We start from the raw sequence: 19246 nt of genomic DNA, 5'->3' as shown, positions 1-19246 counted from the left end.
CCGCGATGGGGCCGTCAGGCGCCGGGCGCGTCGTGCGTGGTCTCGCGCTTGATTTCGCCGTGCCGGCGTTCCATTTCCTGGCGCAGCTCGCGCCGCAGGCCGGCCGCCTTGAAGCGCTGCTTTTCTTCGAGCGTGCGGGGTTCCAGCGGCGGCACCGCGGTCGGGGCGCCCTTGTCGTCCACCGCCACCATTGTGAAATAGCAGCTGTTGGTGTGGCGCACCAGCTTCTTGCGGATGTCTTCGGTGACCACCTTGATGCCGATTTCCATCGACGTGCGGCCGGTGTAGTTCACCGCCGCCAGAAACGTCACCAGCTCGCCCACGTGGATCGGTTCGCGGAACACCACCTGGTCGACCGACAGGGTCACGACATATTGGCCGGCGTACCGGCTGGCACAGGCGTAGGCCACCTGGTCCAGATACTTGAGGATGGTTCCGCCGTGTACGTTTCCTGAGAAGTTCGCCATGTCCGGCGTCATCAGGATGGTCATCGACAATTGGTGGCTAAAGGCGTCGTCCATGGCGGGCGGCTCGTTCGTGAATAAAACGTCTATGGTAGCGGCTGGCGGCTGACATGAGGCCTTAAGCGGCGCGCCTTTCAGGGTTTCTTGGCGGGCGGCGCGACCGGATCCGACGTGGCGGGCGCGGGTTGCGGGGGCGAAGCGGGCGCGGGCATCGCGTCCGCCGCCTGCGGGGCGGCTCCGCCCTCGGCCTGCGCCGCCTCGTCCGCCTGCGCGGCCGCCTCGGGGGCATCCCGGAGCACGGCGGGCGGCGTCCACAAGCCGTCCAGCACCGCCGGGCCCGGCGCGTAGACGCGAAGCAGCATGCCCACCGGACCCGCCCCGGGGATGGGAAGCCAGTTGGACTGGTCCTCGGGCGGCGGCGCGGCGTGGCTGAAGATCAGATCCAGCGAGCCGTCCGCGTTGACGCGCAGCGGGTCGCGGCTGCCGAGCGCGTGGCGGTCGACCGGATTGGGCACGGGCATGCCCTGGGCGTCATAGGCAGCCAAGGACCACAGCGCGCCCGAGCCGGGCAGTTGGTCGCCGTCGAAATGCAGCGTATAGCGGTGCGCGCCGTCCAGCAGGGCGCCATCGCTGTCGGTGGCCAGCACCAGCACGGTCAGGTCTTCCGGCAGGCCGCTGCCCGGCTGCGCCTGCGCGGCCAGCGCGCGTTGCAGCCAGGCATTGCCGTACACGCCGACGCTGGCCGTTTCCCGCAGCCAGCCGTTCGCGTCGCGCAGGGACTGGCCGGCCGCGGCCTCCATGCGTTCGCGCGCGGCGCGCACGCCGCGGCGCATGCCCTGCTTGGCGGAATGATCGAGCTTGTCGAAATCGAAGGGCCTGCCGGGCACCAGCCCCACGCGCCGCAGCAGGGCCAGCACCGGCTGGTCCGTGGCGTGCGGCGGGTGCTTGCGCAGCAATTCCGAGGCGTAGGTGAAGAAAGCGTCGGTCGGCATTGCGTCCACCTGCTCGCGCACCGGAATGTTCAGGTCCAGCGACGGGTCGGCCTTCGGCCGCGGCGCCTGCGCGGGCAGGTTCCACTGCGCCAGCGGCGTCAGGACGAAACCGTCCTGCAGCGCGTTGGCCGCGGCCAGGTCTGCGGGGCCGTCGGCCTGGATCAGCGTCCTGGCCCAGACGTGGACCGTGGGCGCGTCGATGCGCGCCATGCCGGAAGGCAGCACGCCGCGCCAGCCCGGCGGCACGATGGCGGTATGGCTCTTGGCCGTGCCGGTGCTGCGCGAGCCCAGCGTGGCGAACACGTCCGTCCACATGTCCAGCAGCGTCAGCGTGTAGCGCCGGCCCTGGGTGTCGGGCACGGACAGCACGACGGGCCCGGCCGTCAGGTCGACCCAGCCCGTGCTGCGCAGCATGTCGGGATTGGCCCACGGCGCGGCGTCGCCCGCGCGGGGCAAGGTGCGCCCATGCAGGAACGTGTTGGCCGGCGCGCCAGCCTGTCCGCGCGCCGGGTGGGTGAACTGGCGCCGGGTCAGGTCCATGGTGACCAGCGGGTAGAAATACAGATAGCCTTCCATCGCCGCCTGCTGGGCCGCCTCGGTCGCGGCGGCGGCCGGCGTCGGCTTAGCGGGCGCCGCCTGGGCGAGGCCGGGCGGCGTCAGGGCGAAGTGGGCGGCGGCCAGCAACAGGGCCAGGGGGGCAAGGCGGCGCATCGGCGCTCCAACGGTCATGCGGAACAAATGAAAGGCGGCAGCGTGGGCCGCGGGCGGACGGGGCCGGCGGAAACACCGCGGCCGCCGGCCATCGTAGCAGCGCCGCAGTGCCGCAAATTCCGCGAAGAAGGCGCATTTACGCGCCAAATCTCGGACCGACGCCAAAACCGCGCGCTGCGCGCAGCATGACGCGCCCAATTCGTAGGCCTATACTTGCTCAAATTCCCTTGGAAGTCGTAGGGCTTTTCGTCCAGGAAATTCCCGCTTCCTTCATACACCCGGAGAGGAGTGCTTCATGGTCAACATGAATCGCCGCCAGTTCTTCAAGGTGACCGGTGCAACCCTGGCAGGCTCCAGCCTGGCCATGCTGGGGGTAGCCCCCGGTACGGCCATGGCCGAAGTGCGCCAGTTCAAGCTTGCGCGCATGACAGAAACGCGCAACACCTGTCCCTACTGTTCGGTGGCCTGTGGTTTGCTGATGTACGGCCTGGGCGATGGCTCGAAGAACGCGCGCGCCAGCATCATGCACATCGAAGGCGACCCCGACCACCCCGTCAACCGCGGCACCCTCTGTCCGAAGGGCGCGGCCCTGATCGACTTCATCCACAGTCCCAACCGCCTGAAGTACCCGGAATACCGGGCGCCCGGTTCGGACAAGTGGGTGCGGATGTCCTGGGACGAAGCCCTCACCCGCATCACCAAGCTCATGAAGGCCGACCGCGACGCGAACTTCGTCGAGAAGACCGCGGACGGCAAGACCGTCAACCGGTGGGTCACCACCGGCATGCTGGCGGCCTCGGCAAGCAGCAACGAGGTCGGCTACATCACGCACAAGACTGTGCGCAGCATGGGGATGCTGGCATTCGACAACCAAGCCCGTGTCTGACATGGCCCGACGGTGGCAGGTCTTGCCCCGACGTTTGGCCGTGGAGCGATGACGAACCATTGGGTCGACATCAAGAACGCGGACATAGTTTTGATCATGGGCGGCAATGCCGCCGAGGCGCACCCGTGCGGCTTCAAATGGGTCACCGAAGCCAAGGCCCATAACAAGGCCAAGCTGATCGTCGTGGATCCGCGCTTTACGCGCTCGGCATCCGTGGCGGACTTCTACGCGCCCATACGCACCGGCACCGACATCATCTTCCTGGGTGGCGTCATCAAGTACCTGTTGGATCACGACAAGATCCAGCACGAGTACGTGCGCAACTACACCGACTTTTCCTTCCTGGTGCGCGAGGATTTCGCGTTCGACGCAGGGCTGTATTCGGGCTACAACGCCGAAAAACGCACCTACGACAAGCAGAGCTGGGACTACGAGCGCGGCGAGGACGGCTACGTCAAGACCGACCCCACGCTGCAGCATCCGCGCACGGTCTACCAACTGCTCAAGAACCATTATTCGCGCTACACCGCCGACATGGTGCAAAGCGTCTGCGGCACGCCCAAGGACAAGTTTTTGACGGTGTGCGAACTGCTGGCGTCCACGGCCACCACCAACCGCGCCGCCACCATCCTCTACGCGCTCGGCTGGACGCAGCACTCCATCGGTTCGCAGATCATCCGCACCGGCGCGATGGTGCAGCTGCTGCTGGGCAACATCGGCATCGCCGGCGGCGGCATGAATGCGCTGCGCGGGCACTCGAACATCCAGGGCCTGACCGACCTGGGCCTGATGTCGAACCTGCTGCCGGGCTACATGACGCTGCCCAACGAGCCGGAGCAGGACTACGCCAAGTACATCGACACGCGCACGCTCAAGCCGCTGCGTCCCAACCAGCTCAGCTACTGGCAGAACTATCACAAGTTCCACGTCAGCCTGATGAAGGCCTGGTGGGGCGGCGCGGCCACGGCCGAAAACAACTGGGCGTTCGACTACCTGCCCAAGCTGGACAAGCTCTACGACATGCTGCAGGTCTACGAGCTCATGGTGCAGGGCAAGATGAACGGCTACATCGCCCAGGGATTCAACCCGCTGGCCGCCGCGCCCAACAAGGCCAAGCTGAACGATGGCTTCGCCAAGCTCAAGTTCCTGGTCATCATGGACCCGCTGGTCACCGAGACCTCGGAGTTCTGGCGCAATGCCGGCGAGGCCAACGACGTGGATCCGTCCAAGATCCAGACCGAGGTCTTTCGCCTGCCCACCACCTGTTTTGCCGAGGAAGACGGCGCGCTGGTCAATTCCGGCCGCTGGCTGCAATGGCACTGGAAGGGCGCCGAGCCCCCCGGCGAAGCCAAGAGCGACATCGAGATCATGGCGCTGCTGTTCACGCGCCTGCGCAAGATGTACCAGGACGAAGGCGGCAAGTACCCCGATCCCATCGTCAACCTGTCGTGGCCGTATTCCAATCCGCAGAATCCCACGGCCGAGGAACTGGCCAAGGAATACGCGGGCAGGGCGCTGGTGGACCTGGCCGATCCCAAGGACCCCACCAAGATCATGCGCCGCGGCGGCGAGCAGCTCGCCGGCTTTGCCGAGCTTCGCGACGACGGCTCCACCGCCAGCGGCTGCTGGATCTTCGCCGGCGCCTGGGGGCCGGCCGGCAACCTCATGGCGCGCCGCGACAACAGCGACCCCACCGGCATCGGCCAGACCCTGAACTGGGCCTGGGCGTGGCCGGCCAACCGCCGGGTCCTTTACAACCGCGCCTCGTGCGACCTCGAAGGCAAGCCGTTCGATCCGCGGCGCCAGCTCATCGCCTGGAACGGCAAGATCTGGGCCGGCGCCGACATCCCCGACTTCAAGGGCGACGAAAACCCGGCAGGCGGCATGGGGCCGTTCATCATGAACCCCGAAGGCGTGGCGCGCTTCTTTGCGCGGGCCAGCATGGCCGAAGGACCCTTCCCGGAACACTACGAACCTTTCGAAAACCCGCTGGGGTACAACCCGCTGCATCCGAAGGCCAAGGGTGTCACCAGCAATCCGGCCGCGCGCATCTTCAAGGATGACCTCGCGGCGATGGGCACGGTGGACAACTTCCCCTACGTGGCCACCACGTACCGCTTGACCGAGCACTTCCACTACTGGACCAAGAACGTCCGCATCAACGCCATTCTCCAGCCCGAGCAATTCGTGGAGATCGGCGAGGCGCTGGCCAAGGAACTGGGCATCCCCAACGGGTCACGCGTCAAGGTGACCTCCAACCGCGGCTACATCAAGGCCGTGGCGCTCGTCACCAAGCGCATCCGTCCGCTCACCATCGAGGGCAAGACGGTGCACCAGGTCGGCATTCCCATCCACTGGGGCTTCGTGGGCATCGCCCGGCCGGGCTTCCTTGCCAACACCCTGACGCCATTCGTGGGCGACGGCAATTCCCAGACGCCGGAATTCAAGTCGTTCCTGGTGAAGGTCGAAAAGGTATAGGAGAACCGACATGTCCATGCAATCCCTAGACATCAAGCGGCGCTCCGCCACCACCACGCCGCCGCCCGGCATCCGTGAACCCGTCACGGGCTCGGTGGCCAAGCTGATCGACGTCTCCAAGTGCATCGGCTGCAAGGCGTGCCAGAGCGCCTGCATGGAGTGGAACGACCTGCGCGACGAGATCGGCGTCAACGTGGGCGTCTACGACAACCCGGCCGACCTCACCGAGCATTCCTGGACCGTCATGCGCTTCTCGGAATTCGAGAACCCCGCCGGCGACCTGGAATGGCTGATCCGCAAGGACGGCTGCATGCACTGCGCGGAGCCGGGCTGCCTGAAGGCCTGTCCGTCGCCGGGCGCCATCATCCAGTACAACAACGGCATCGTGGACTTCCACGAAGAAAACTGCATCGGTTGCGGCTACTGCATCACCGGCTGTCCGTTCAACGTGCCGCGCATTTCCAAGAAAGACCACAAGGCATACAAGTGCACGCTGTGCTCGGACCGCGTGGCCGTCGGCATGGAGCCGGCCTGCGTCAAGGCCTGTCCCACCGGCGCCATCGTCTTCGGCACCAAGGACGACATGCACCAGCATGCCGCCGAACGCGTCGAGGACCTGAAGTCGCGCGGCTTTGCGCAGGCCGGGGTATACGACCCGGCGGGCGTGGGCGGCACGCACGTCATGTATGTGCTGCATCATGCCGACCAGCCGGGGCTCTACCACGGGCTGCCCGCCGATCCGCGGGTCAGTCCCATGGTGTCGCTGTGGAAGGGCCTGGCCAAGCCGCTGGGCCTGGCCGCGATGGCGCTGACCGCGCTGGCGGGCTTTTTCCACTATGCGCGGGTCGGCCGCAATGAAGTGACCGAGGAAGACGAACGCAGGGCCGAAGAAGAGGTGCGCCATGAATGAAGACCGCCGCTATCGCCTGATCAAGCGCTACACGCCCGGCGAGCGCACCAACCACTGGATCATCGCGCTCACGTTCATCCTGCTCGCCTTGTCCGGGCTGGCGCTGTTTCATCCGTCCATGTACTGGCTGACCAACCTCTTCGGGGGCGGTCCCTGGACGCGGATCCTGCATCCCTTCATCGGGGTGGTGATGTTCGCCTGCTTTGCGGTGTTCGCCGGGCACATGTGGCGCCACAACCTGCTGACCCGCGCGGACCGCCAGTGGCTCAGGCAGCTTGACGACGTGGTCGAGAACCGCGAAGAAAAGCTGCCCGAGGTCGGCAAGTACAACGCGGGCCAGAAGCTGCTCTTCTACGTGCTGATCCTGTGCATGCTGGGGCTGATGGTCAGCGGCATCGTGATCTGGCGCGAGTACTTCGCGTTTTATTTCCCGATCTGGGTGGTCCGCGCCGCGTCGGTGGTGCATGCGGTTTGTGCGCTGGTGCTGATTTGCGCGATCATTGTGCATATTTACGCGGCGATCTGGGTAAAGGGGTCGCTCACGGCGATGCTGCGCGGCTATGTCACCGCCGGCTGGGCGTGGAAGCACCATCGCGCCTGGTTCCGGGAGCAGGTGAAAAAGTAGTCCCGCGCGCGGCGCGGTCGCTCCCTGCCTCACACGGCCCTTTTTTCAGGGCCGGCATGTCGTGATCGCACGGCTGCTATCCTCCCCGGAGGCTGGCAGCCGTGTTTGTTTCTCTGGAGACGAGAATTGCAGCGAATTCTTCCGCGTGGCGAAATCGAAGCGCTAGACCATAACGCCATTCCCCGCATCACCCTGCCGGAGCGGGATTCCGTCTTCGCCGTGCGGGCCGCCCGCCTGCGTCAGCTTGCCGAGGGCAATCCGGTGGGCGACTACCTGCTGCTGATGGCGCACCTGGTCGATGCCCAGCATCGCGCCCTGAAGGACTGCGCGGCGCCGCAAGCCACCGAAGACCGCATCGCGCTGGCCCAGGCGCACGGCATGCCGCCGCTGCAGGCCGTGGGCTGGCCGCGCGACCCGCTGTGGCGCCGCATCCTGGGTCAGTTGCTGGACGACGTGTCGCGTGCGCCGGGCGTGCCGGCCGAGGCCATCGAGGTCTGCGCCGCGCTGAACCGCGCGCGCGAGGCCGACACCGAATCGCTCGAAGATCTGGCCCAGGCTGTGCTGTCCGAACAGGACCAGGGCGTGGACAGCGCCGCCGCGCCGTTCGTGATGGCGGCGCTGCAGGTCTATTGGACCGACCTGGCCAGCCGCTTCGATCCCCGGCAGCTCCCCGTCGCCAGCCCGTTTGGCGTGTGCCCGGTGTGCGGCAGCCTGCCGGTCGCCAGCATCGTGCGCGTGGGCGGCCAGTACGAGGGCTACCGCTATCTGTGCTGCAGCCTGTGCGCGACGCAGTGGCACATGGTGCGCGTGAAGTGCTCGCACTGCGAGGACGTGGAGAAGGTCGCGTACCAGGCCATCGAGGGCCGCACGCCCGCCATCAAGGCCGAGACCTGTGACAACTGCCATACCTACCGCAAGATCTTCTACCAGGACAAGGACCTGTACGTGGAGCCGGTGGCCGACGATCTGGCCAGCCTGATGCTGGACGTGCTGGTGGGCGAGGCGGGCTATTCGCGGTCCAGCGGCAATCCGCTGCTGTGGCACGGCGCCCAGGACTAGGGCGTCTCGATGACGGAGTCTCGCATGGCAGATCAACTGTCCGGCGCCAGCCGGGCCGCGGCGTCCGACATTCCCTCGCTGGACCGCCTGCTCAATGCCGAGGCATTGCGCCCGGCGCTGGACGCGCATGGCCGCACCCAGGTGGTCGCCGCGCTGCGCCGCGAACTCGATGCCCTGCGCCGGCGCGCGCTGGATGGTGAGCTGCCGCGCCATGAGCTGGACGCCGCCGCGGTGGCGGCGCGCACGTCGGCGGCGCTGGACAAGGCGGCCCAGCCGCGCCTGCGCGCCGTCTACAACCTGACCGGGACCGTGCTGCACACGAATCTCGGGCGGGCGTTGCTGCCCGACGAGGCGGTGGCCTCGGTGCTGCGCGCCCTGACCACGCCCGCCAACCTGGAGTTCGACCTGGACAGCGGCGGGCGCGGCGACCGCGATGACCTCATCGACGACCTGCTGTGCGAGCTGACGGGCGCCGAGGCCGCGACCGTGGTCAACAACAATGCCGCGGCCGTGCTGCTGATGCTCAACGCGCTGGCGGACCGGCGCGAGGTGGTGGTGTCGCGCGGCGAACTGGTCGAGATCGGCGGCGCGTTCCGCATCCCCGACATCATGAAGCGGGCGGGCGCCAAGCTCGTCGAAGTGGGCACCACCAACCGCACGCACGCGGCCGACTACGACAACGCCATCGGCCCGCGCACCGCGATGCTGATGAAGGTGCATTGCAGCAACTACGCGGTGACGGGTTTCACCAAAAGCGTGGGGGTCGCCGAGGTGGCGGCGATGGCGCACGCGCGCGGCCTGCCCGCCACGGTGGACCTGGGCAGCGGCACGCTGGTGGACCTGACGCAGTTCGGACTGCCCAAGGAAGACACGGTGCGCGAGACCATCGCGGCCGGGGCCGACCTGGTCACCTTCAGCGGCGACAAGCTGCTGGGCGGACCGCAGGCGGGCCTGCTGGTGGGCCGCGCCGACCTGATCCGCAAGATCAAGAAAAATCCGCTCAAGCGTGCGCTGCGCGTGGGCAAACTGACGCTGGCCGCGCTGGAGCCGGTGCTGCACCTGTACCGCGCGCCGGAGTTCCTGGCCCAGCGGCTGACGACGCTGCGCCTGTTGACGCGGCCGCTGCGCGATATCCAGCCGCAGGCCGAACGGCTGCGCGGCGTGCTGGCGCATGCGGCGGGCCCGGGCTACGCGGTGGAAGCAGTGCCGATGTTCAGCCAGATCGGCAGCGGCGCGCTGCCGATCGACCAGCTTCCCAGTTATGGACTGGCGGTGCGCCACGCGGGCAGCGGCCGCCCGGGCCGCCATCTGGACCGGCTGGAGACGCTGCTGCGGCGCCTGCCGGTGCCCGTGATCGGGCGCATCGCCGATGATGCGCTGTGGCTCGATCTGCGCTGCCTGGAAGCACGCGACGAGGCCGACTTTTCGGCGCAGCTGGCGGAGCCGCTGGCATGATCGTCGGCACCGCGGGGCATATCGACCACGGCAAGACGACGCTGGTGCGCGCGCTGACGGGCGTGGACACGGACCGCCTGAAGGAAGAGAAGGCGCGCGGCATTTCGATCGAACTGGGCTATGCCTATACGCCGCTCGCCAATGGCGACGTGCTGGGCTTCATCGACGTGCCGGGCCACGAAAAGCTGGTGCATACGATGGCGGCCGGCGCCAGCGGGATCGATTTCGGGCTGCTGGTGGTGGCCGCGGACGACGGCGTGATGCCGCAGACGCGCGAGCATCTGGCCATCCTGTCGATGCTGGGCGTGGCGCGCGGCGCGGTGGCGCTGACCAAGACGGACCGCGCGGATGCGGCGCAACTGGCCGCGGTGCGCGGCGAGATCGCGGCGCTGGCGGCGGGCACGTTCCTGGAAGACGCGCCCGTGTTCGGCACGAACGCGGCGCAGCCCGATGACGCGGGCGTGGCGCAACTGAAGGCCTACCTGCACACGCAGGCCCAGGCGGTGGCGCGGCGCGAGGCGTCGGGCCTGTTCCGGCTGGCGGTGGATCGCGTGTTCACGCTGTCCGGCCACGGCACGGTGGTGACCGGCACGGCGCATGCCGGGCTGGTCCGCGCGGACGACGACGCGGCCGACCTGCGGTTGATGCCCGCGGGCACGCGGGTGCGGGTGCGCGGCATCCACGCGCAGAACCAGCCCAGCGAGACGGGCGCGGCCGGACAGCGCTGCGCGCTGAACCTGGCCGGCATCGACAAGAGCGCGATCGCGCGCGGCGACTGGATCGCGGACGTGCGCTGTTTCCTGCCGTCGCGGCATGTGGACGTGGCGCTGTCGCTGCTGCCGTCGGCCGATGCGCCGGTGCGCGCGTGGGCGCCGCTGCACGTGCACATCGGCGCGGCGCGCCATGTGGCGCACGCGGTGCCGATCAGCGCGGAGTCGCTGGCGCCGGGGCAGTCGGGCTGGGTGCAACTGGTGTTCGACGAGCCGGTCTGCGCCATGCCGGGCGACCGCTACATCGTGCGCAATGCGCAGGCGACGCGCACGGTCGGCGGCGGCCGGGTGCTGGATCCGAATGCGCCGGACAGGAAGCGCCGCGCGGCGTCGCGGCTGGCGGGGTTGCAGGCGCTGACCCAGATGCTGGACGGCGCCGGCCTGCCGCCGGTGCTGGCGCAGGCGCCGCTGGGCCTGGACGAGGCGGCGTTGCAGCGGCTGACGGGCAGGCCCGTGAGCGAGATCGCGGCGCCCGAGGGCGCGCTGTGGATCGCGTCGCGCAATGCGCAGGCGCCGCGCACGCTGATTCGGCGCGCGCATTGGGAGGCGCTGCGCGAACGGGTCGAGCAGGCGCTGGCGGCGTTCCACCAGGGGGCGCCGGACGAGCCGGGTCCTGATGGGGCGCGCTTGCGCCGGATGGCGATCCCGGCGATGCCGGAGGCGCTCTGGACGTCGCTGCTGGACGAATTGCAGCGCGACGGACGTATCTCGCGCAATGGGCCGTGGCTGCATCTGCCGTCGCACACGGCCACGCTGGCGGAAGCGGAGTCCGCGCTGGCGGCGCGGCTGCTGCCGCTCCTGGCGCAAGGCGCCTTCGATCCGCCGTGGGTGCGCGACCTGGCGAAGATGCAGAACGCGTCCGAGGACGGCGTGCGCCAGTTGCTGCGCAAGCTGGTGCGGCGCGGGGACGTTGCGCAGGTGGTCAAGGATCTGTTCTATCACCGCGATCAGGTGCGCAAGCTGGCGGCGCTGGCGGCGGACCTGGCCGGCCAGCCGCCAGGCTTGAATGCGGCGGTGTTCCGGGATGCGACGGGGCTGGGGCGCAAGCGCGCGATCCAGATCCTGGAGTTCTTCGACCGCGTGGGATACACGCGGCGGGTGCGGGACACGCACGTGCTGCGCGGCGAAAGCGCGTACGCGGCGTCGCAGCCGTCCGCCGAGCCGGTATCATAGGCGGTCCGCCAGGGAAGGCATCCGTGCCCGGCGGCACGGCCGGGCTTCAAACCCGGTTGGGGGCGTCAGACGTTCCCAGGTAGGTTCGACTCCTGCTGCCTTCCGCCGGTTTTTTTTACCGTTGGGGTGTTCTTCTGCCGCCCGCGGCGTCGCGGGGTCCGCGTTGCGGGCCTCCGATAGCGGTCCGGAGCCTTCGCTCCGGCCTTCCCCGTACTCATCCTCGTCCGCCTTCGGCTCCCTTCGGATTCCGCCGGGCGCTATCTAAACGGCCCGCAACACGGACCCCGCGCCGCCACGTGCTGGGGCGGTGAGGGATCGGGCGATTGCTGGGGAGGGCGGTTTGCCTGGCATTCTGTTGGGGGGGCGTCTTGCGTCGTGATGCTGCAGGCTTTAGCTGCGCAGCATGCGCGTCACCACGCCGCCCACGCTGTGCGATTTCCAATCCAGTTCGCCCAGGTGCCAGTACCTGACCGTGCCTGTGCGGTCGATGAGGTAATTGGCAGGCAGCCCGGCGGCATCCCATTTCTTCGATACGCTGCTGTTGCGGTCATGCAGCACCGTGCCGGCCACCGGCCATTTTTTCAGGAACGCCGAAATCTTGGCGGGCGAGTCGCCGACGTTGACGGCGATGAGGCGCAGCCCTTCTTCGCGGTGGCGCTTGGCCATGGTGGACATGATGGGGATTTCATCCCGGCACGGGTCGCACCACGTGGCCCAGAAGCTCACGATGACCACATTGCCGCGCCAGGCCGAGAGCTTTTGTTCGCGCCCGGACAGATCCGGCAGGACGAGCGGCGGCGTGGGGCCGGTCCAGGGCGCCCAGTCCGGGCCGGTCGCGGTCTTGAGGGCCGAGTCGCTGGCGGCGCCGGCCCAGCCGGGCAGGGCCGCGAGCGCCAGGCCGGTTTGCAGGAGGCGGCGGCGGGTGATCACGGGCGGACTCCGGCGGGCCGGGCGATCAGATGGCGAGGGGCCTGGCGGTGATGCGGTAGCTGAAGCTGTCGGGGTCCAGGCTGTCCAGGCGGCCCGCGGCGGTTTCGCCGTTGGGATACATCAGGAAGGGGACGGGGCCGTGCGCGGTGCCCGGCAGCACGACGTCGTGGCCGTGGTTGTACGCGACCCAGTTCATCTCCCACGCGCCGAACAGCATGACGCGCGCGGCGCGCACCTTGGCGTCGGTCAGGGGCAGTTCGCCCGGCGGCTCTTCGAGCATGACCTTGCGCACGTCGGCGGGGTCCACGGGAATCCAGCCATGGCCGGCGGCATAGAACTCGGCGCGGCAGTGCTGGGCGCGGGTGATGTCGCCGGCCTTGCCCAGGCTCTTGTAGCCCAGTTGCGAGTTGTCCACGCGCACGCCGTAGGCATCGCGCGCCGGGATGCCGGCCGCGCGGGCGAGCGCCACGAAGAGCGCGTTGATGTCCGCGCATTTGCCGTTCAGGTCGTTGGCCGTGAGCATGTAGCGCACGTCGCCCGTGCCGCAGCCGCGCGTGGACGCCGTGCGGCAGGTGTTCACGACGACCCAGTCGTAGATGGCGCGGGCGCGCGCCAGGTCGCCCTGGTGGCCCTGGGTGATGCGGTCGGCGGTGGTCTTGACGATGCCGTCGGTGGGCAGGAGGGCGGTGGGCTGCAGGAATTCGCGCAGCGCGGCGGGGCTTTCGCGCGCGGCATCGGCGGGCGGCGGCTGGGTCAGGTCGACGCGGCGGTTGCGGGTCTGGACGCGGCTGGTCAGCGTGACGGTGCGCGGGCCCTGCGCGTCGGGCCATTGGACGGCGAGCATCTGCACGCCGTAGCCCGGGGACTGCATCAGCGCCGCCGCGCCGCCGGCGCTGACCTGCCAGGTGTTCTGCACGCCGCGCTGGTAGGACGTGTCCGTCGCATAAGGCACAGGCAGCCAGATGCGGGTATGCGGGGCGGCTTCGTTGACGCTGACGGCGGTGGTCAGCTCGTAGGTGCGCCACGCGGTGGCGACGGGAGTTTGCTGGGCGCGCGCGGCATGAGGCAGCGCGGCGGTGGCGGCGCACAGGGCGCCCGAGAAACGGAGAAAGTGTCGGCGGTCCATAAAGCCCCCACGCACGGTGAAGATTGGCTGTCGGTGCGCCCGTGGCCGGGCGGCCGTCCGTTGCTGCATGCTGCGATTGATCATAGGGCCAATCGCGGGGGCGGTGCTATCCTTTTTCGACCGACTCACGGAGACCGAGATGACCCAGGATGTAGCGTCCACGAATGTGCCGCGCTTGACCTCGCTGTCGCATGGCGGCGGCTGCGGCTGCAAGATCGCGCCCGGCGTGCTGTCGGCGCTGCTGGCGCGCTTTGGCCCGGCGGCCAGTTATCCGAACCTGCTGGTGGGCACGGAAACCGCCGACGATGCGGCGGTGTACTGGCTCAACGACGAGCAGGCGCTCATCGCCACCACCGATTTCTTCATGCCCATCGTGGACGATCCCTTCGATTTCGGCCGCATCGCCGCGACCAACGCGCTGTCGGACGTGTATGCGATGGGCGGCACGCCGATCATGGCGCTTGCCATCGTGGGAATGCCGATCAACGTGCTGCCGCACGGCGTCATTGCCGAGATCCTGCGGGGCGGCGAATCGGTCTGCGCGGACGCGGGCATTCCGGTGGCCGGGGGCCACAGCATCGATTCGGTCGAGCCCATCTATGGCCTGGCCGCGATGGGGCTGGTGCATCCGGGCAGGATCAAGCGCAATGCCGACGCGCGCGCGGGCGACGTGCTGATCCTGGGCAAGGGCCTGGGCGTGGGCATCCTGTCGGCGGCCTTGAAGAAGAACCTTCTGGACGTGGACGGCTACCGCGTGATGATAGACACGACCACGCGCCTGAATCGTCCCGGGCCCGCGCTGGCCGCGCTGGACGGCGTGCATGCCATCACCGACGTCACCGGCTTTGGCCTGCTGGGGCATGCGCTGGAGATGGCGCGCGGGGCCGGGCTGACGGCCCGCCTGCGGCTGGATGCGTTGCCGTGGCTGCCCGGCGTGCAGGCGTTCGCCGCGGACGGCGTGATCACGGGGGCCTCCGGCCGAAACTGGGCGTCGTATGGCGAATCGGTGCGCCTGGGGGCGCGCGTCTCGGACACGCAGCGCGCGTTGCTGACCGATCCGCAGACCTCGGGCGGCCTGCTGGTGGCGTGCGCGCCGGAGGTCGCCGATGCGGTCCTCAAGCTGTTTCACGAACAGGGATTCGGGCAGGCCGCCGTGGTCGGCGACATGGTCGCCGGCGACGCGCAGGTCGTGGTGGACTGACCGGTCCGGCTGATGGCGGCGCGCGCAATCAGCCGGTCAGGTCGCGGGCGGTGGCCGCCGCCTGTTCCGACAGCCATCGCGTGACGACGTCTGCGTCCGGCGTGCTGCGGCGCGCGTTGCGCACCAGCCAGTAGGCATGCTCGGTGGCGCTGGCCTCCTGGCTGCCGACGATGGCCAGCCGCTGGTCCGCCAGCATGGGCGCAATCAGCGCCAGCCTGCCCAGCGCGATGCCGTGGCCCGCCAGCGCGGCATGGACGATCTGGTCGTACTGGTTGAACCGCAGCATGCCCTTGGCGCGCACCCGGCCCAGGCCGCGCGCGCTCAGCCATTCGGACCATTGCAGCCACGGCCGCGTCGGATCGTCGAATTCCAGCAGCACGTGGCGCTGCAGCTCGCGCGCGTCGAGCGCGCGCGCCTTTAGCGACGGGTGCGCAACCGGCACCACCGATTCCCCGAACAACCAGACCGCGCCGTCCGGCACGGTGTCGCGCACGCTGTAGCGGATGGCGATGTCGACGGCCTCGCGGTCGATGTCGATCAACCGGTTGTCGGCGGCCACGCGCACGTCGATGTCGGGATGCGCCGCCTGAAAATCCCCCAGCCTGGGCAGCAGCCACAACGAGGCCACGCCGATGGTGGTGGTGACCGTGACGGGCGTGCGCCGCTCGGGGGCGCGCAGTTGTTCGGTCAGGTCGCCGAGCTGGCTGAGCCACACGTCGGCCATGCGGAACAGTTGCGCGCCTTCGGACGTGAACGTCACGCTGCGAAAGCCGCGCACCAGCAACGGCACGCCCAGGTGCGCTTCCAGCGCGCGGATCTGGCGGCTGACGGCCGATTGCGTGACGTGCAGGTCCTGCGCGGCGAGCGTGATGCTCATGCGTCGGCCGACGGCGACGAAGCCGCGGACGAGATCAAGCGGGGGGAGCTTCGCTAGGGGGTATGGCATTCGTAAAACTCATGCGAGTCGGACGGAAATGTCGCTTGAGCAATAGTACGCCGCGGCGTCCAATATGACTCAGACGTTGGGTGACCGGGACAACATCCCGGTCATCCGCCGCGATAGCCGCTGCCGCGGCCAGGAGGTACGCCATGATCCAGGTATGTTGCACTGCGGGAATGTCATTCCGTTTGGCCGGCGGCTCGACTATGCTGCTCAAGCGCGCTTCGGGCGTCCGCATCGTGTGTCACGCCGGCGCCTTGTGGATATCCGAATACCGCCGCTTCGATGACAGCGTGCTGCAAGCGGGCGAATCCCTCACCGTGGACAGCAATCGCGATGTCGTCATCAGCGGCCTGCCGGATGCGCAGGTCGCGCTACTTTCCCAGGGCCGGTGCGAGGCGCGGTTAGCCTGCACCCCGCCCAGCCATGCAGGCCAACTGGAGTTCCTGTAATGTCCGCGTCCTCGTCCGATACGCCCCGCATCGACATGTGGTTCGATTTCGCCAGTCCCTACAGCTATCTGGCGATCGAGCGCATCGACAGCCTCGCGCGGGGCGCGGGCGTGAAGGTCGCCCTGCGGCCCTTTCTGCTGGGCCCGATCTTCCAGGCCCAGGGGTGGAACGACTCGCCCTTCCGCCTGTTCCCGGGCAAGGGCGCCTACATGATGCGCGACATCGCCCGCCTGGCTGAAAAGTACGGCGTGGTTTACAACCGCCCGCGCCTGTTTCCCCGCATGAGCGTGCTGCCCGCGCGCATCGCGCTGCTGGGCCAGGACGAATCCTGGGGCCGCGATTTCTGCGTGGCGGTGTTTCGCGCCAATTTCCAGCATGACCTGGATATCCAGTCCGAGGACGTGGTGCACGATCTGCTCACGGGCCTGTCGCTGGATGCCGACGCGCTTATCGCCCGCGCCAAGACCGAGGCCGCCAAGGAGGCGCTGCGCAAGCAGGTCGACCGCGCGCGCAACCTGGGCCTCTTCGGCGCGCCGACGTTCTTCGTGGATGGCGAAATGTTCTGGGGCAATGACCGCCTGGAAGACGCACTGGACTGGGCCCGCCGCGTCGCGCCCGCCACGCCGGCCTCCCACGCATCGCAAGATTTCTCGTCACTGCATCATCAGCAATGAAAAACGCAAGCAGCGCCTATCGCGGCGCGCCCATGCCGGGCGGCCGTTCGTTCACGCAATTTCGCGCCGCCCGCATCCGGCGGGTGTCGTTCCAGTGGAAGCAGGCCGAGCGCGCCGGCCTTCAGGACGACAGCCCGTCCAAGGGCGGCGGCCACGGCAAGCGCGGATAAGGCGCGCTATCCCTTCGTCACCGGCCCGACATTCGCCCACTCTTCATCCGAGTACAGCCGCGACCGCAACAAAAACCGCTTGCCCTCCGCGCTGTCCAGCGAAAATGCGCCGCCGCGTCCCGGCACGGCGTCGATGACGAGTTGGGTGTGTTCCCAGTAAGCGAACTGGTCCTCGCCGATCCAGAACGGGCAACCTTCCAGATCGCCCAGCAGCACATCCGAGCCGCCCACCATGAACTCGCCCTGTGGATAACACATGGGCGAGCTGCCATCGCAGCAGCCGCCCGATTGGTGGAACATCAGCGGGCCGTGCTTGGCGCGCAGGGTGTCGATCAGCTGGCGCGCTTCGTCGGTCGCAACCACGCGTGGCGTGTGCTCAGGCATGACGGGATTCCTCAGGGGCGCGCCGGGCGGACCCGGCGCGCAGGTTGGCCGCGCAAGCGGCTTAGGTTTAAGGGATCAGGCCTGCCGGCTCAGAAGAACCCCAGCTTCTTCGGCGAATAGCTCACCAACAGGTTCTTCGTCTGCTGGTAGTGGTTGAGCATCATCTTGTGGTTTTCGCGTCCGATGCCGGATTGCTTGTAGCCGCCGAACGCCGCGTGCGCGGGATAGGCGTGATAGCAGTTGGTCCACACGCGGCCCGCCTTGATGGCGCGTCCCATCCGGTAGCACGTGTTGGCGTCGCGCGACCAGACCCCGGCGCCCAGGCCATACAGCGTGTCGTTGGCAAGCGCCAGCGCGTCGTCGGCATCCTTGAACGTCGTCACCGCCACGACCGGTCCGAAGATTTCTTCCTGGAACACGCGCATCTTGTTGTGGCCCTTGAACACCGTGGGCTGCACGTAATAGCCGCCTTCCAGCGCGCCCTGCATCTGCGCGCGCGAGCCGCCCGCCAGCACGTCCGCGCCTTCCTGCTTGCCGATGTCCAGGTAGGACAGGATCTTTTCGAGCTGTTCGGTGGAGGCCTGCGCGCCCAGCATGGTGTCCGCGTCCAGCGGGTTGCCCTGCTTGATTTCGGCCACGCGCTTCAAGGCGCGTTCCATGAACTTGTCGTAGAGCGATTCCTGGATCAGCGCGCGGCTGGGGCACGTGCACACTTCGCCCTGGTTCAGCGCGAACATGACGAAGCCTTCGACGGCCTTGTCCAGGAAGTCGTCGTCCTGCGCGGCCACGTCCGCGAAGAAGATGTTGGGCGATTTGCCGCCCAGTTCCAGCGTGACCGGGATGATGTTCTGCGACGCGTACTGCATGATCAGCCGGCCGGTGGTGGTTTCACCGGTGAAGGCGATCTTGGCGATGCGCTTGCTGGATGCAAGCGGCTTGCCCGCTTCCAGGCCGAATCCCGTCACCACGTTCACCACCCCGGGCGGCAGGATGTCGCCGATCAGTTCCATCAGCAGCAGGATGCCCAGCGGCGTCTGCTCGGCTGGCTTGAGCACCACGCAATTGCCGGCGGCCAGCGCGGGCGCGAGCTTCCATGCGGCCATCAGGATGGGGAAGTTCCAGGGGATGATCTGGCCGACCACGCCCAGCGGTTCATTGAAGTGGTAGGCCACGGTGTCGTGGTCGATCTCGGACAGCCCGCCTTCCTGGCTGCGGATGCACGAGGCGAAATAGCGGAAGTGGTCGATGGCCAGCGGAATGTCGGCGGCGCGGGCCTCGCGGATCGGCTTGCCGTTGTCCCAGGTTTCCGCCGTGGCCAGGCGTTCCAGGTTGGCTTCCATCACGTCCGCGATCTGCATCAGCATGCGGGCGCGTTCGGCGGCCGGGGTCGATCCCCATTTCGGCGCGGCGCGATGCGCGGCGTCCAGCGCCAGTTCGATGTCGCGTTCCTTGGACCGCGCGTTGCGCGTCAGGGTCTGGCCGGTAACCGGCGTGACGTTGTCGAAGTATTCGCCATCCGCGGGCGACTGCCATTTTCCGTCGATGAAATTGTCGTACTGCGTCTTGAGGTCCAGGCGCGTGCCATAGGTTTCCGGGGTAACGCGGGTCGCGATGTCCATGCTTGTCTCCGTATCGTTGGGATGGTGGCAGTAGGCTGCCTGTTCCCTATCAAGCAAAACGCATGCCAGTCGGGGCATCCCGGCTGGACACGCCGCGCCTCGCGTGCGAAAGTAGATTTCCGGTTGCGGGTTGACCCTGGGCAAGTCAGCGCCCCAGGGGTGGCAAGCCGCCCCGCCTGCCGCCACACTGTCGCAATCTGCGACGTTGTCGCGGAACAGGTGTCGCA

The 19246-nt window shown here is 68.2% G+C and carries 17 protein-coding genes and 1 tRNA gene; 11 read left to right on the top strand and 7 right to left on the bottom strand.

The window, feature by feature from the left end:
* Positions 1–14: 14 nt before the first annotated feature.
* Both BXA00_RS07510 and BXA00_RS07505 read right to left on the bottom strand, forming a co-directional pair.
* The gene (locus tag BXA00_RS07510; RefSeq protein ID WP_076517586.1) at positions 15–521 is read right to left on the bottom strand and encodes an acyl-CoA thioesterase; all 507 of its coding nucleotides are present in this window, start codon (positions 519–521) and stop codon (positions 15–17) included.
* Between the two features lie 77 nt (positions 522–598).
* The gene (locus BXA00_RS07505) at positions 599–2167 is read right to left on the bottom strand and encodes a DUF1254 domain-containing protein (RefSeq protein WP_076517584.1); all 1569 of its coding nucleotides are present in this window, start codon (positions 2165–2167) and stop codon (positions 599–601) included.
* 295 nt (positions 2168–2462) lie between these two features.
* On the opposite strand from BXA00_RS07505, the gene fdnG reads away from it, so the two are divergent.
* The 7 genes from fdnG to BXA00_RS07465 all read left to right on the top strand — a co-directional run bounded on the left by fdnG (position 2463) and on the right by BXA00_RS07465 (position 11628).
* Complete coding sequence (fdnG, locus tag BXA00_RS07495; protein ID WP_156902767.1) at positions 2463–5531, top strand: formate dehydrogenase-N subunit alpha; 3069 nt, start codon at positions 2463–2465, stop codon at positions 5529–5531.
* Positions 5532–5541: 10 nt separating this feature from the next.
* A complete protein-coding gene (gene fdxH, locus BXA00_RS07490; protein ID WP_076517577.1) occupies positions 5542–6441 on the top strand; it encodes a formate dehydrogenase subunit beta in 900 nt (299 codons plus the stop codon).
* Positions 6434–7066 carry a formate dehydrogenase subunit gamma gene (locus tag BXA00_RS07485; RefSeq protein WP_076517575.1) on the top strand — a complete coding sequence of 211 codons (633 nt, stop codon included), beginning with the start codon at positions 6434–6436 and terminating at the stop codon, positions 7064–7066. The genes fdxH and BXA00_RS07485 overlap by 8 nt, the downstream gene beginning before the upstream one ends.
* A gap of 126 nt (positions 7067–7192) precedes the next feature.
* Positions 7193–8125: a formate dehydrogenase accessory protein FdhE gene (fdhE, locus tag BXA00_RS07480; RefSeq protein WP_076517573.1), complete on the top strand. Its 933-nt coding sequence runs from the start codon at positions 7193–7195 to the stop codon at positions 8123–8125.
* A gap of 24 nt (positions 8126–8149) precedes the next feature.
* Entirely contained in the window at positions 8150–9580 is a 1431-nt protein-coding gene (gene selA / locus BXA00_RS07475; protein WP_076517571.1) for an L-seryl-tRNA(Sec) selenium transferase, read from the top strand.
* Positions 9577–11523, top strand: a complete 1947-nt coding sequence (selB, locus tag BXA00_RS07470; protein ID WP_076517568.1) for a selenocysteine-specific translation elongation factor — start codon at positions 9577–9579, stop codon at positions 11521–11523. Before selA ends, selB begins: the two co-directional genes overlap by 4 nt.
* Positions 11524–11535: 12 nt before the next feature.
* Positions 11536–11628, top strand: a tRNA-Sec gene (locus BXA00_RS07465).
* A gap of 285 nt (positions 11629–11913) precedes the next feature.
* Here the strand turns inward: BXA00_RS07465 and BXA00_RS07460 are convergent.
* Both BXA00_RS07460 and BXA00_RS07455 read right to left on the bottom strand, forming a co-directional pair.
* Positions 11914–12453 carry a TlpA disulfide reductase family protein gene (locus BXA00_RS07460; RefSeq protein ID WP_076517566.1) on the bottom strand — a complete coding sequence of 180 codons (540 nt, stop codon included), beginning with the start codon at positions 12451–12453 and terminating at the stop codon, positions 11914–11916.
* A gap of 25 nt (positions 12454–12478) precedes the next feature.
* Positions 12479–13579, bottom strand: coding sequence for a transglutaminase-like domain-containing protein (locus BXA00_RS07455; protein ID WP_076517564.1), 1101 nt, complete (start codon positions 13577–13579; stop codon positions 12479–12481).
* Positions 13580–13718: 139 nt separating this feature from the next.
* On the opposite strand from BXA00_RS07455, the gene selD reads away from it, so the two are divergent.
* Positions 13719–14780, top strand: a complete 1062-nt coding sequence (gene selD, locus BXA00_RS07450; protein ID WP_076517562.1) for a selenide, water dikinase SelD — start codon at positions 13719–13721, stop codon at positions 14778–14780.
* Positions 14781–14808: 28 nt separating this feature from the next.
* Here selD and BXA00_RS07445 read toward each other — a convergent pair whose 3' ends face one another.
* Positions 14809–15726 carry a LysR substrate-binding domain-containing protein gene (locus BXA00_RS07445; protein WP_076517560.1) on the bottom strand — a complete coding sequence of 306 codons (918 nt, stop codon included), beginning with the start codon at positions 15724–15726 and terminating at the stop codon, positions 14809–14811.
* A 170-nt stretch (positions 15727–15896) separates the two neighbouring features.
* On the opposite strand from BXA00_RS07445, the gene BXA00_RS07440 reads away from it, so the two are divergent.
* The 3 genes from BXA00_RS07440 to BXA00_RS29060 are packed head-to-tail and all read left to right on the top strand — an operon-like array spanning position 15897 to position 17016.
* Positions 15897–16172 carry a DUF2917 domain-containing protein gene (locus tag BXA00_RS07440; protein ID WP_076517558.1) on the top strand — a complete coding sequence of 92 codons (276 nt, stop codon included), beginning with the start codon at positions 15897–15899 and terminating at the stop codon, positions 16170–16172.
* Positions 16172–16846: a 2-hydroxychromene-2-carboxylate isomerase gene (locus BXA00_RS07435; protein WP_076517556.1), complete on the top strand. Its 675-nt coding sequence runs from the start codon at positions 16172–16174 to the stop codon at positions 16844–16846. Before BXA00_RS07440 ends, BXA00_RS07435 begins: the two co-directional genes overlap by 1 nt.
* Positions 16843–17016, top strand: a complete 174-nt coding sequence (locus BXA00_RS29060) for a hypothetical protein (protein ID WP_172805858.1) — start codon at positions 16843–16845, stop codon at positions 17014–17016. The genes BXA00_RS07435 and BXA00_RS29060 overlap by 4 nt, the downstream gene beginning before the upstream one ends.
* Before the next feature lie 6 nt (positions 17017–17022).
* Here BXA00_RS29060 and BXA00_RS07430 read toward each other — a convergent pair whose 3' ends face one another.
* On the bottom strand, positions 17023–17400 hold the full coding sequence (locus BXA00_RS07430; protein ID WP_056565049.1) for a DUF779 domain-containing protein: 378 nt from the start codon (positions 17398–17400) through the stop codon (positions 17023–17025).
* An 89-nt stretch (positions 17401–17489) separates the two neighbouring features.
* A complete protein-coding gene (gene adh, locus BXA00_RS07425; protein ID WP_076517554.1) occupies positions 17490–19019 on the bottom strand; it encodes an aldehyde dehydrogenase in 1530 nt (509 codons plus the stop codon).
* Positions 19020–19246 lie beyond the last annotated feature (227 nt).

It is taken from the genome of Achromobacter sp. MFA1 R4, assembly GCF_900156745.1.
Taxonomy (GTDB): domain Bacteria; phylum Pseudomonadota; class Gammaproteobacteria; order Burkholderiales; family Burkholderiaceae_B; genus Achromobacter.
The sequence above is the reverse complement of the archived record's forward strand: the minus strand, read 5'-3'. Positions and strand labels throughout refer to the sequence as shown.